Source organism: Streptomyces sp. NPDC058663, assembly GCF_042716745.1.
GTDB lineage: Bacteria > Actinomycetota > Actinomycetes > Streptomycetales > Streptomycetaceae > Streptomyces.
The window spans coordinates 130,935-144,118 of sequence record NZ_JBHXRV010000019.1; the positions used below are offsets into that span (position 1 = coordinate 130,935).

Consider the following 13,184-nt stretch of genomic DNA (forward strand, 5'->3'; position numbering starts at 1 on the left):
CGTCGGTAACAGGATGGGGGGATCCCGGTCAGCGGGGGCGGTGGGCGCGCCGTACGGGTGACCCCCGCGGCCGCTGCCGGCCGTCGAAGATGCTGCTGCCGGCCGTCGAAGCGGTGCCGGCGCCTCAGATCAGCGCCGGTGCCTCCAGTTTCAGGACCCCCGCGTCCGCGTCCAGTACCGCCGGCACGCCCAGCGGGACCGTCAGGGCCGTCGCGCTGTGTCCAAAGCCGAGTTCCTCGACGACGGGTACGCCCAGCGTGGCCAGCCTGTCGTGGAGCACGGGCCTGATCTGCGTCTCGTACGGGCCGCAGTCCACCCACGACCCCAGCGCGATCCCCGCCACCCCGTCCAGCCATCCGGCGCGCAGCAGCTGGGTGAGGACGCGGTCCAGCCGGTACGCCTCCTCGCCGATGTCCTCCAGGAGCAGCAGTCCGCCGCGCGCCGAGGGGCGGGCCGCCGGGGTGCCCAGGCCGGTGGCGAGCAGCGAGGCGCAGCCGCCGAGGGTGATGCCGCGCGCCCGCCCCGGCACCATGGTCCTGGCGGTCGCCAGGCCCAGCGTCTGCACGCTCTCCGGTTCGAAGAGGGTGGCCCGCAGGGACTCCTGCGTCGGGCCGTCCTTGAGGAAGCCTAGCGCGGCCGTCATCGGCCCGTGCAGGGTGGAGATCCCCATCCGCACGGCGAACGCCTCGTGCAGCGCGGTCACGTCGCTGTACCCCACGAAGGCCTTCGGCCGGCCCTGGGCCGCGGTGGCCGCCCGCAGCGCCGCCCAGTCGACGAGGTCGGCCATCCGCTGCACCCCGTACCCGCCCCGCGCGCACAGCACCGCCGCCACGGACGGGTCGCACCACGCCTCGGTCAGGTCGCGGGCACGGTCCGCGTCGTCGCCCGCGAGGTATGCGAACTGCCGGTGGCGGTCCCTGACATGGGGCATCACCACGGGGTCGAGCCCCCAGCCGCGCAGGATGCCGAGCCCCTCCTCCAGCCGGTCCTCGGGGACCGGCCCGCTCGGGGCCACGATCGCGACGCGTGCGCCGGGGCGCAGCCGGGCGGGGCGGGACAGCTCTCCCAGGGGTGCGCCGTGTGTCACTTGTCGAGCTCCAGTCGGGGTACGTCGGTGCGGTCAGCGCCGAACGCCTGTGCGTACAGCGAGAGTTCGGCCTCCAGGGCCCGTACCAGGGTGTCCGCCCTGCGGAAGCCGTGGCCCTCGCCCTCGAAGGCGAGGTAGGCGTGCGGGATGCCGCGCCCCGCCATCCGGGCGAGGAACCGCTCCGCCTGCGCGGGCGGGCAGACCGGGTCGTCCAGCCCCTGGAGCAGCAGGAAGGGCGCGGCGATCCGGTCCGCGTGCTGGAGGGGCGAGCGCGTCGTGTAGAGCTCCTCACTGTCCGCGAGCGGCCCGATCAGCGACTCCAGGTAGTGGGACTCCAGGTCGTGGGTCTCCCCGGTGGCGAACGGGAGCAGGTCGAGCACCGGGTACTTGAGGGTGCCGCAGGCGTAGATGTCGGTGCCGGCGAGGGATGCGGCGGCGGTGAAGCCGCCCGCGCTGCCTCCCCGGACGGCGAGTCTGCGCCGGTCGGCGGTGCCCTCGTCGGCCAGGGCGAGGGCGACGGCCGCGCAGTCCTCGACGTCGACGACGCCCCACTGGCCGCGCAGCCGGTCGCGGTATTCGCGTCCGTAGCCGGTCGAGCCGCCGTAGTTGACCTCGGCGACGCCGATGCCGCGGGAGGTGAAGTAGGCGATTCCCAGGTCGAGTACGAGGGGTGCGTGGCTGGTGGGCCCGCCGTGCGCCCACACGACGTAGGGCGGCAGCTCGTCGGCGGGGGCGATCCGTTCGGGGTGGTGCGGCGGGTAGATGTGGGCGTGGATGTCGCGCCCGTCGGGGCCGGTGAAGGTGCGGATCTGCGGTTCGGGGTAGTAGGCGGGGTCGACCGGGTCGTCGTGCGGGGCGGCGATGACTCGGGAGTGCCCGGTGGCGGTGGACAGTTCGACGATCTCGTACCCGCTGCGCGGGCTGGCGGCGACCGAGACGACCCGGTCGCCGTGCACGGCGAGGGTGGCCGACCACGCGGTCCAGGGGCCGGCCGCGTCCACGAGCTCGCCGGTCTCGGGGTCGAGTATGCCGAGTGCGGTGGCTCCCCTGCCGTGCACGACGGCGATCAGTCCGCTGTCCAGGGGGTGGAACCAGCGCAGCCCGAGCTGCCAGAGCGGTCCGCCGAACTCCTCCTCGCGGACCGTGCACAGGGCGCCGCTGATCCGGCGTCCGTCCCTGCGCAGCCGGTACAGCTCCCACCAGCCGGCCCGGTCGGAGGCGAACAGCAGGGTGGAGTCGCGGGCCCACTCGACCTGGCAGACAGCTTCCTCGGCGCCGCCCGCCACGGCTCTGGCGCCGGTGAAAGGGCCGCCGCCCTCGGGGATTTCGGCCACCATCAGCTCGGTGCCTTCCCACGGCATCCGGGGGTGGTCCCAGCCGATCCACGCGGCCTGCCGTCCGTCGGGAGACAGTCGCGGTCCTGTGACGAAGCGGTGCCCGTCCCCGGTCAGCTCGACGACGGCGGCACGGTTGTCCGCGGCGGAGCCGTCGAGAGGTACGGCGGCGATCACCCGGCGCACCTCGGTGGGCGCAGCACCGGTGAACTCCTCCAGCACGCACCAGACCTCGTCGTCGCGGAGCACCGGGTCGGCCCAGCGCAGCCCGCCGCCGACGGCGGAGCACGGGGTCAGCGGGCGGGGCTCGGCGCCCGGCACGTCGGGTTCGTACGCGTAGAGCCGCTGGTCCCCGAAGTTCACGAAGACGACCAGCGGCCCGCCGCTCTCGCGTGCCTTCCCGGCCCAGGGCATGCCGCCGTACTCGACGACCCGGCTGCGCACGTTCCACGGTGCGGGCAGCACGGACTCCTCGGTGCCGGCGCGTTCGCCGTCGGTGCGCAGCCGCAGCAGCGCGCGGCGGCCTCCTTCGGCGGGGCGCGGGGCGGTCCACCACACCTCGTCGCCGACCATGCCGACGAACTCCGGGGCCCCGTCGTGCGAGGCCACGAGCGAGGCGTCGACCGGTGACGGCCAGCTTCCGTACGGCCCGATGGGCACCATGCTGCTACTCCCCCTGCTAGTACGAGGCCCCGCGAGGTTGAGGCGCTGCGAGGTTCAGGCGCTGCGAAGGCAATGGTCCAGTACCCGCACTCCGAAGTGCAGTGCTTCGACCGGGACGCGTTCGTCGACCCCGTGAAAGAGTGCCTGATAGTCGAAACCCGCGGGCAGCTTCAGTGGCGAGAAGCCATATCCGGTGATGCCGAGACGGGAGAACTGCTTGGCGTCCGTGCCGCCCGACATGCAGTACGGCACCACATGCCCCTCGGGAGCGAAATGCCGTACGGAATCGGCAAGTTGACGGTACAGCGGGGAGTCCACCGGGGCCTGGAGGGCGACCTCCCTGTGGTGGAACTCCCAGTCGACGTACTCCCCGGTGAGCCTGTCCAGGGTGGCCCGGAACTCGTCCTCGCCCCCGGGCAGAAACCTTCCGTCGATGGACGCCGTGGCACTGCCCGGAATCACATTGACCTTGTACCCGGCGTCCAGCATGGTCGGATTCGCACTGTTGCGTACGGTGGCCTCGACGAGCGCCGCGGCCGGGCCCAGCTTGTTGAGCACGGCGTCGACGTCGTACTCCGGCGCGTCGGGGTCGGGGACGTCCAGGTCGTGCAGTGCGGCCAGTTCGCGCAGACAGGCCCGCACGGTCGGGGTGAGCCGTACCGGCCACTCGTGCTCACCGATCCGGGCGACCGCGGCGGCCAGCCTGCTGACCGCGTTGAAGCGGTTGACCTTCGAGCCGTGGCCGGCCGTGCCGCGCCCGGTCAGGGTCAGCCAACCGGTGCCGCGCTCGCCTGCGGCGATGGGGTAGATCTCCATGCCGGGGCCCGCGTGGAAGGTGTACGCGCCGGACTCGCTGATGCCCTCGGTGCACCCCTCGAAGAGGTCGGCGTGCTCGGCCACGAGGAAGCCCGATCCGTCGGCGGCGCTGGCCTCCTCGTCGGCGGTGTACGCGAGCACGGTGTCCCGGCGCGGCCGCACCCCGGCGCGCGCCCAGGCCCGTACGACGGCCAGCACCATGGCGTCCATGTTCTTCATGTCGACCGCGCCGCGCCCCCACACCACCCCGTCCCTGACCTCTCCGGAGAAGGGGTGCACGGACCAGTCGGCGGGCTCGGCGGGCACCACGTCGAGGTGGCCGTGGACGAGCAGGGCGTCGGCGCAGGGGTCGGTTCCGGCAATCCGGGCGACGACGTTCGTGCGTCCCTCCGTGCGCTCCAGCATGCGCACGTCGAGCCCGGTCGCGGCGAGGCGTTCGGCGACGTACTCGGCGGCGGGGCGCTCGCGGCAGTCACCACCGCCGCGGTTGGTGGTGTCGATGCGGATGAGGTCAGAGGTGAAGGCGACCACTTCCTCCAGCGCGATCCGGTCGACGGCCCCTTCCCCGGCACGGGTCACGGTCCCCTCCCCCGCACGGGTCACGGTCCCGTCCCCGGTACGGTCGTGGGTAGGTCCTGGTCTGGTGCCACGCTCAGCCATATTGCTCCTCCATGGCGGACGAGACGATCGTCGTGACCGCCTTGAAGGTACGAATGCCCTCATACATCGTCGGACTGGTGTAGGCGACACGCCGTTCACCGGTCCGGCCCACTCCGGGAACCACCGTGGCCACGTCCGAGAGGTGGGCCGCGTCGAACTCCATCTCGACGGTGAACGCCTCCCCGCGCACGGGTTCGTGCCGCACGGCCAGCGCGGTGGCCTCCTTGGCGGCGGCCCGGATGTCCGCCGCGGTGCGGGCCGGGGTCCGGCAGACGGCGGCGTACCGCGAGACGTGGTCCTTGACCGCGACCTTGCGTGCGGCGGGCGCGTACCCCTCGGCGTCCTTGCAGGTCAGGTCGTCGCCGGTGACGAGCACGACGGGCACTCCGTATTCGGCGACGACCCGCGAGTTGAGCAGGCCCTCGCTCGCCCGCTCGCCGTTGAGCCACACCCCGGTGAGGGAGTTGGCGAGGTAGGTGTGCGCGAGGACGCCGTCGGTGCCCGCGCCGGTGTGGTAGCCGAGGAAGGCGATGCCGTCGACGTCACCGTGCTGGACGCCCTCGACCATGCTGAGCGACTTGTGCCGTCCGGTGAGCATCTGGGCGCGCTCGTCGAGCCGCTCCAGGAGCAGGTTGCGCATGGTCCAGTGGGCTTCGTTGATGAGGACCTCGTCGGCCCCGCCGTCGAAGAAGCCGAGTACGGCGGCCTGGACGTCCGAGGTGAACATCACCCGGCACCGCTCCCACTGCGGGGTCCCGGGCAGGACGTCGGCGGGCCAGGTCACCCCGGTGGCGCCTTCCATGTCCGCGCTGATGAGGATCTTCACGGCCCGACTCCTGTCTGATCTACCACGGGACAGATGTGGCGATCACCTTACGGAAGCGGCGGCCGGGGCGGAGCCCCGACCACGCGTCCCGGCCCGGGTCCCGGCCCGCGCTCACCCCGGGCGGCCCACCACCAGCCAGCGTGCCGGAAGTTCGATACGGGTGCCGTCGGCCCGGTATTCGGTGGTCGTCAGCGGCAGTTCGCCCTCGGCCAGCACCTCCAGTCCCGCCGCCCGGAACAGTTCGCCCGCCTGCACAGCGGTCAGCCCGCCGGTCACGAGCCCGTGCGCGAGGAGCGGGCGGAGTTTGAGCGGGGGTCCGTCGGGATGCTCGGCCAGGGTGCGCAGCAGCTCGCCTGCGGCCTCGGCGGGCTCGACCACGAAGGCCCTCCCCCGCTCCCCCAGCAGCGTGGCCACGGTGGCGGCGAGGGCCGTGCGGTCGGCGGGCTCGGCCTGGTGCAGGACGGCGCGCAGATACACCTGGGCGTCCTGGCCGAGGTCCGACCGCAGCGCGGTGACGTCGGCCGGTTCGGTGGCGTCGGCCACCGCGAACCGCACCTGGCCCGCGGGGTCGTGTCCGCGGGCCAGGCCGATGGCGGCCGGGGCCAGGTCAATGCCCGTGACGCGGCAGAAGCGGTCGGCCAGGTAACGGGTCTGGGTGCCGTTGCCGCAGCCGAGGTCCACGACGGGAAGCCGGGGTTCGGTCATGTGCGGCTCGAAGAGGGCGAGATGGACGCCCGCCGTGAGGGCGGGTTCCGCGTCCCAGAGGACCGCGCCTGCCCGGTCGGGCGCGCCCTGCCAGAACCCTTCCCAAGCGTCCTTGTAGCGGCTCGTCACGCTCATGCGCTGCTCCCGGGGGTGTGGCGGCCAGGTGTGAAGATCGCTTCTACCGTCCCCGTTCCCGCGGGCGTACGACAAGGTGTCGACATGCATCTTTGTCGCCTGTCCGGGCTGCGGCGGCGGCCGTGCACACCGCGCGTGCGCCGTGCGCGCTGGGGTTGACAATTCTCGATTTCCCAGCTGCGGCAACCTGCCTTCCTTCACAGGCAGTTCGAAGGGGGAAGGGCCGTCCCGGACCCTCCGGAACGGCCCCCTCCGTCGGCCCGCGCGCCCGCGCCGCCCCTTCGGCCCCGCGTGCCGCCGGCCGCCCTCAGTCCGCGTGCCCGAGCTGGAGGTCGCGCTCGGTCCGCCCGCCGCCCGCCACCTGGAGGACGGTGGCCAACGGCGGATAGCCCGCCGCGATGACCGTGTATTCGCCGGAGGACAGGTCGAAGAAGCGGAAGGTGCCGTCGGAGCCGGTGGTCATGGTGTCGACCACGTTGCCCGCCGCGTCCAGCAGCGTCACCCGGGCGTCCTCGACGGGCCGCTCACCGCCCGCCCGTACCGTGCCGCGCAGCACGGCGCCGCCCGCCAGCTCGATGTCCTGCCGGGACTCCCTGGCGGCCTGCACGCTCACCGGCAGGGCTGCGGGCCGGAAGGCGGGGGCGTTGGCGGCGAGCGTGTACTCGCCCGCGACCAGCTCGGAGATGACGTATCCGCCCTCCCGCCCGCTGCGGGTGGAGGCCACGACGTCTCCCCGTACGTCGGTGAGCGTCACGGCGGCGTCCCGCACCGGGGTGCCGTCGGCCGTCCGCACCGTACCGGCGAGGCGGCCCGCTCCGCCGAGCACCACGTCCAGCTCGACGGGGCGTTCGCCGACGGTCACCGTGACGGCCTGCGGCTGGTGTCCGCCGGCCGCCGCGATGAGGACGTAGGAGCCGGGTGCGGCCACGCTCAGTGCGTACCGCCCGTCGTCCCCGCTGGCTCCGCGCCCGACCTGCCGGCCGCCGACGTCGATGAGGGTGAGGGCCGCGCGCGGCACGGTGGTTCCGTCGTGGTGCCGGACGGTGCCGCAGACCGGGACCCCGCCGAGGGCGGCGCGGGCGGGCGGGACGACGGCGGGGCAGGGCTCGCCGAGGTGGACCTCGGCGGGCTCGGCTTCGACGGGCGCGTTGTGGGACACCAGCGGTTTCTCCTTGAGGAAGCAGGCGACGACCAGGCCGAGCACGAGGACCGGTACCAGGAAGAGGAAGATGCGGGGCATGGCCTGCGCGTACGCCTCGATGTAGGCGTCGCGCAGGGCCGGCGGCATCGCGTGCACCAGCTGCGGGGTGAGGGATGCGGGGTCGGGCAGGCCCGCACCGGTGGGCAGCGAGGTGCCGAGGGCGTGGTCGAGGCGGTTCGCGAAGAGCGTGCCGAAGACGGCTGCGCCGATGCTGCCGCCCATCTGCCGGAAGTAGTTGTGGGCGCTGGTGGCGGTGCCGAGGTCGGCGGGGCGGGCCGAGTTCTGCACGGCCAGTACGAGCACGGGCATGATCAGGCCGATGCCGACGCCCAGGACGGCCATCCAGATGCTGTAGTCGAACCGGGTGGTGTCGCTCTCCAGCCGGGACAGCAGCCACATGCCCAGCGCGGACAGCGCACAGCCGACGACCGGATGGCTCCGGTAGTGACCGGTCCTGCTGACGAGCTGACCGGAGACGATCGAGGCGATCACGACGCCTCCCATCATCGGCAGCATCAGCAGCCCGGATTCGGTGGCGGAGGCGCCGCCTGCCATCTGGAAGAAGGTCGGGAGGTAGCTGGCCGCACCGAAGAGCGCGATGCCCACCACGGCCCCGACGAGCCCGGTGACGTTGAAGACCGAGTCGCGGAACAGCCGGAGCGGGATGACCGGTTCGGGTGCGTAGTACTCGACGACCACGAACAGCAGGGACGTTCCGGCGGCCCCGGCCGCGAGTCCCAGGATCACCCGTGAGTCCCACGCGTACTGGGTGCCGCCCCAGCTCGTCAGCAGGACCAGGCAGGTGGAGGCGGCGGCGAGCAGCACCCCGCCCATGATGTCCAGCCGGGGGCGCGCCGTAGGTTTGGGCAGCTTGAGCACGACGGCGACGACGGCGAGGGTGACGAGCCCGAACGGGACGTTGATGTAGAAGCACCAGCGCCAGGAGGCGTGGTCGGTGAAGAATCCGCCGAGCAGCGGACCCGCCACGGAGGCGAGCCCGAAGGCGGCGCCGATCATGCCCATGTACCGGCCGCGCTGCCTGGGCGGCACGATGTCCGCGATGATCGCCTGCACGCCGATCATGAGGCCGCCCGCGCCCGCGCCCTGGATCGCCCGGAAGGCGATCAGCTGGTCCATGGTCCGGGACCAGCCGGCGAGTGCAGAGCCGACGACGAAGACGACGATGGCGAAGAGGAAGACGCCCTTGCGGCCGAAGAGGTCGCCGAGCTTTCCGTAGACCGGCAGCCCGATGGTGGCCGTGAGGAGGTAGGCGGTGATCGCCCAGGACATCCGGTCCAGGCCCTGCAGATCGCCGACGATCTTCGGCAGGGCGGTGGCGACGATCATCTGCTCCAGCGCGGCGAGCAGCAGCGCGAGCATCAGTCCGCAGAAGACGAGCCGGACCCGGCGGGGGGAGAACTCCGCCGCGGGGTGGCCGGGTTGCGGGAGGGACGGCGGCTCGCCGGCCCCCCGGAGCCCTTCGGTCCGGTGCGTGCCGGTGGGGCCCGGGGGCGGTCGCTCCGCGTCCCGCCCGTCCTTCACCAGAGTGATGCCGCCCACCTGATCGCTCCCCTCGTCGCGCCCGTCGTCACGCCTGCGCCGCCCATTTGTCGCATTCGGTGACAAGGCGGAGCAAGCGCGACGATTGACGCGCGGGGCGTACGCGGGGGCGTTCGGGCCGGTGGGAGCCCTTGCGGCGGACAACCGGCCGGCACGGAAGACCACTCGAAACGGTGAGGGGCGGATCTTCCCGTAACGGCCCCGGGCCCCCGGCCAGTTGAGCGGGGGTTGTGCGGGAACCGCGCGAGGGGCCGGCCCCGGGGGCTACTTCTCGACCTCGGCCGCGAGGTTGGCGAGCAGCGCGTCGTAGATCCGGCCGAGTCCCTTCGGGGCGAAGGTCCTTTCGAAGAATCCGCCGATGCCCGTCGCGCCGGTCCACACCGAAGTGACGACCGCCTTGGACGAGCCCTCACCGGCGGGGGTGACCGTCCAGGTGGTCACCATGGAGGAGTTGCGGTCCTTCTCCACGAGCTGCCCGTCGGTGGGCTCGGTGACCTCCAGCAGGCAGTCGCGCACCCTCTTGCTCGTGGCCTGGAGCTTCCAGTGGACGAGCGTGCCCTCGCCGTCACCGCCCTCGCGCACCTCGTACTCGCTGAACTGCTCGGGCAGGAGCTTGCCCCGCGTGCCGCTGTAGTCGGCCAGCGTGTCGAACACCGTTTCCGCGTCCGCCGCGATGATCCGCTCCGTCGTGGCCTCTACCTGCGCCATGCCTCTGCCTCCAGCACTCGGTTCTCGGGTGGGCCCCGCCGGGTGGGGCCGGTGGGCCGCCCGGTGGGTCGCGCTCACCCAACCACCTCGCGGGCAGGCCGCCAAAATCGGGGTTGCGGGACGCAAGGGAGCACCTGTTCCCTTGGGTGATGAACCCAGCGTCAGGGGCGCTCGAGGCAGCCCCCGCCCCCACCGTTGTGCGCCCGATGACGACCGAGGACATCCCGGCCGTCGCCGCCGTACGGGTCCTCGGCTGGCAGCGGGCATACGCCGGCCTCGTACCTCAGTCGTATCTCGACGCGATGGACCAGCAGCAGGAACGCACCACGCGCACGGAACACTTCCGCGCGGCCGGGCCCCAGGTGGTGAACCTGGTCGCCGAGCGGGCGGCCGAGGTCGTCGGATGGGCCTGCTGGGGCCCCTACCGGGAGGCCGAGGCTGTCACCGGCGACCCGGAGGCCGCCGAGCTCTACACGCTGTACGTGCACCCCGACCGGCTCTCCACCGGCGCGGGCCGCGCTCTGATGGCCCGGGCCGCCGCCGGGGCGCGGGCGGCCGGCTTCACCTCCCTGCGCGCATGGGTCCTGCGGGACAACGCCCGCGCGCTGCGCTTCTACCGGAAGGCGGGCTTCACCGTCGACCCCGGCGAGGAGTCCTTCGAGCTGGACGGCGCCACTGTCTACGAGGTGCGCTGTTCGAGGCGGCTCAGCGAGGCGGCGGCTGCGGCCCTCAGCCTGGGGTGAGCCAGCGCGGCTTCCAGCACCCCGGCGGCCCGCGTGTCCCGCAGCTGCCCGAGACCCTCCACACAGGCGAGTGCCACCCGCCAGTGCGGCTCCCCGGGCGCGAGCAGCCCGCGCAGGGTCGTGATCAGCGCGGGTACGGACTCCGGCGCGCGCAGTTCGGTCAGCAGCCGCACCGGATGCAGGGCGTAGGCGGTGCGCATGGTGTTGGTGGCGAGGGCGGCCGCTGCGCGGGCGGTGCGCGGGTCGTCCAGCCGGGCCAGCGCGTACGCGGCGGAGACGCAGCGCTCGGAGTCCCGGTGGTTGAGCAGCAGCACCAGCGCCTCGAAGGCCCGCCGGTCACCGGCGCAGCCGAGCCGGAACGCGGCGATCTCGCGCGCCCAGAGCGGCTGCCCGGGTTCGGTGAGCAGACCGGCGAGCAGGTCCGGGTCCTCCACGGTGACCAGCCGTTCGTACGCCGCCGACTCCTCGGCTTCCTCGGCCAGCCGGTCGAGCAGGGACCGCAGTTCCTCGTCCATAGCGGCCAGCGTAGCCAGCGCGGGCGGCGCGGGGGCGTCGTAGATCACATCCGCGGGCGGTGGGCGAGGGCTGGCGCGCTCGTTACCGGGCAGTTAGTCTCAAGTGAGCGGGTCGCCCCCACCACAGGGCTCAACCCCCGCTGAAAGATCGACTCTTGGCGGCCTGGTGACGCAGCCGCCACGGGTGTTCAGTCGGTTCGGCGTTTTTGTACGGCAGGGCCTGGGACAGGGCCCGCCGCTTCTTCCCGCGGTCACGGCACCTCGTGTGCCGGCCTCGCGGCCCAGGTACGACACCTCGCGCCCGTGCGCCCCTTTCGCGTCGGCGTTCCGTCTCTGCTCGGCCTGCCCCTGCTCGCAGACGCCCCTCTTCAGTCGTCACTCATCTCTGGAGTCCCGTGATGGACACCCCTGTCTCCACCACCCCCCTCTCCTCCCTGGCCACCGTCGCCGTCGTCGGCCTCGGCACCATGGGCGCCGGGATCGCCGAGGTCCTGGCCCGTGCGGGCCGCACGGTGATCGGCATCGACATCAGCACCGAGGCGGTCCGCCACGCCGTCGAGTCCCTCGAAGCGTCCACCGCCCGCGCCGTCGCCCGGGAGCGCATCACCGAGGCCGAGCGGGCAGAGGTCCTGGCCCGGTTCAGCACCTCCACGGAGCTGTCCGCCGCCGCCGGTGCCGATCTGGTCATCGAGGTCGTCCCGGAGTCGTACGAGGCCAAGCACCAGGTCTTCCGCGAGCTGGACGCGGTGGTCCGCCAGGACACCATCCTGGCCACCGGCACCAACGCGCTCTCGGTGACCCGGCTGGCCGCCGACTCCGCGCACCCCGAGCGCGTCCTGGGCATGCACTTCTTCAACCCGGCCCCCGCGATGAAGCTCGTGGAGATCGTCTCCTCGGTCCTCACCGCCCCCACCGCCGTCGCGGCCGTCACCGACCTCGCGCACGACCTGGGCAAGGAGCCGGTCGCGGTCGGCGACCGCCCCGGTTTCGTCGCCGACGGGCTGCTCTTCGGCTACCTCAACCAGGCCGCCGCGATGTACGAGGCCAAGTACGCCTCCCGCGAGGACATCGACGCCGCGATGCGGCTCGGCTGCGGGCTGCCGATGGGCCCGCTCGCCCTGCTCGACCTGATCGGCATCGACACCGCGCGTACCGTCCTGGACGCCATGTACGCCGAGTCGCACGACCGTCTGCACGCCCCCGCGCCCCTGCTCAAGCAGCTGAGCGAGGCCGGGCTGACCGGCCGCAAGGCGGGGCGCGGCTTCTACACCTACGACGCTCCCGGTGGCACCGACACCGTCCCCGACGCGCTCACGCCCCGTCTGGCGCCGCCGCTGGCGGATGGCAGGGAGATCCGCAGCGTGGGCGTGGCCGGCTCCGGGACGATGGCCTCCGGCATCGCCGAGGTCTTCGCGAAGGCGGGCTACGACGTGGTCCTGGCGGCCCGCGGCCAGGAGAAGGCGGACGCTGCCAAGTCCCGTGTCGCCAAGTCCCTTTCGCGCTCTGTCGACAAGGGCCGCATGACCGCCGGGGCCCGGGACGAGGCCCTCGCCCGGATCACCCCGGCGGGCTCCCTGGACGCGTTCGCCGATGTCGACCTGGCCCTGGAGGCGGTCGCCGAGGACCTCGCCGTCAAGCAGCAGCTCTTCGCCACCTTCGACAAGGTCTGCAAGCAGGGCGCGATCCTGGCCACCACCACCTCCTCGCTGCCCGTCGTCGCCTGCGCCCGTGCCACCTCGCGCCCGCAGGACGTCATCGGGATGCATTTCTTCAACCCGGCCCCCGCGATGAAGCTGGTGGAGATCGTCCGCACGGTCCTCACCGCGGACGACGTGCACGCCACCGTCCGCGACCTGACCACGAAGATCCGCAAGCACCCGGTGGACTGCGGCGACCGGGCCGGCTTCATCGTGAACGCCCTCCTGTTCCCCTACCTGAACAACGCGATCAAGATGGTCCAGGAGCACTACGCGTCGCTGGACGACATCGACGCCGCGATGAAGCTGGGCGGCGGCTACCCGATGGGGCCCTTCGAGCTCCTGGACGTGGTCGGTCTCGACGTCTCGCTGGCCATCGAGCAGGTGCTGCACCGCGAGTTCCGCGACCCGGGCCTGGCACCCGCGCCGCTGCTCGAACACCTGGTGGCGGCGGGCTGCCTGGGCCGCAAGACGGGGCGCGGCTTCCGGGAGTATGCGCGCCGTTGAGAGCCGGCGGGGGTTTGGCCCGCCGGC

Annotated in this window: 10 protein-coding genes; 2 read left to right on the forward strand and 8 right to left on the reverse strand. The window is 72.8% G+C overall.

The window, feature by feature from the left end:
- Positions 1-124: 124 nt before the first annotated feature.
- From ACFWVV_RS16400 to ACFWVV_RS16430, 7 genes are all read right to left on the reverse strand, one after another.
- On the reverse strand, positions 125-1,087 hold the full coding sequence (locus ACFWVV_RS16400; RefSeq protein ID WP_384352562.1) for an LD-carboxypeptidase: 963 nt from the start codon (positions 1,085-1,087) through the stop codon (positions 125-127).
- Positions 1,084-3,084 (reverse strand): prolyl oligopeptidase family serine peptidase, encoded by a 2,001-nt coding sequence (locus tag ACFWVV_RS16405; RefSeq protein ID WP_384352559.1) that lies wholly within the window; start codon positions 3,082-3,084, stop codon positions 1,084-1,086. Before ACFWVV_RS16405 ends, ACFWVV_RS16400 begins: the two co-directional genes overlap by 4 nt.
- Positions 3,085-3,138: 54 nt before the next feature.
- Positions 3,139-4,479 (reverse strand): M20/M25/M40 family metallo-hydrolase, encoded by a 1,341-nt coding sequence (locus ACFWVV_RS16410; protein ID WP_384352556.1) that lies wholly within the window; start codon positions 4,477-4,479, stop codon positions 3,139-3,141.
- A 73-nt stretch (positions 4,480-4,552) separates the two neighbouring features.
- Positions 4,553-5,386, reverse strand: coding sequence for a M55 family metallopeptidase (locus ACFWVV_RS16415; RefSeq protein WP_384352553.1), 834 nt, complete (start codon positions 5,384-5,386; stop codon positions 4,553-4,555).
- A 111-nt stretch (positions 5,387-5,497) separates the two neighbouring features.
- On the reverse strand, positions 5,498-6,226 hold the full coding sequence (locus tag ACFWVV_RS16420; RefSeq protein WP_384352550.1) for a class I SAM-dependent methyltransferase: 729 nt from the start codon (positions 6,224-6,226) through the stop codon (positions 5,498-5,500).
- Between the two features lie 307 nt (positions 6,227-6,533).
- Entirely contained in the window at positions 6,534-8,987 is a 2,454-nt protein-coding gene (locus ACFWVV_RS16425; RefSeq protein WP_384352547.1) for an MFS transporter, read from the reverse strand.
- A 264-nt stretch (positions 8,988-9,251) separates the two neighbouring features.
- Positions 9,252-9,695 carry an SRPBCC family protein gene (locus tag ACFWVV_RS16430; protein ID WP_384352544.1) on the reverse strand — a complete coding sequence of 148 codons (444 nt, stop codon included), beginning with the start codon at positions 9,693-9,695 and terminating at the stop codon, positions 9,252-9,254.
- Positions 9,696-9,901: 206 nt separating this feature from the next.
- Between ACFWVV_RS16430 and ACFWVV_RS16435 the strand changes: the two genes are divergently transcribed.
- A complete protein-coding gene (locus tag ACFWVV_RS16435) occupies positions 9,902-10,438 on the forward strand; it encodes a GNAT family N-acetyltransferase (protein ID WP_384352542.1) in 537 nt (178 codons plus the stop codon).
- Here ACFWVV_RS16435 and ACFWVV_RS16440 read toward each other — a convergent pair.
- Positions 10,375-10,953, reverse strand: coding sequence for an adenylosuccinate lyase (locus tag ACFWVV_RS16440; protein WP_384352539.1), 579 nt, complete (start codon positions 10,951-10,953; stop codon positions 10,375-10,377). The genes ACFWVV_RS16435 and ACFWVV_RS16440 overlap by 64 nt on opposite strands.
- A gap of 398 nt (positions 10,954-11,351) precedes the next feature.
- Between ACFWVV_RS16440 and ACFWVV_RS16445 the strand changes: the two genes are divergently transcribed.
- Positions 11,352-13,157 carry a 3-hydroxyacyl-CoA dehydrogenase family protein gene (locus tag ACFWVV_RS16445; RefSeq protein ID WP_384352536.1) on the forward strand — a complete coding sequence of 602 codons (1,806 nt, stop codon included), beginning with the start codon at positions 11,352-11,354 and terminating at the stop codon, positions 13,155-13,157.
- Positions 13,158-13,184: the final 27 nt, after the last annotated feature.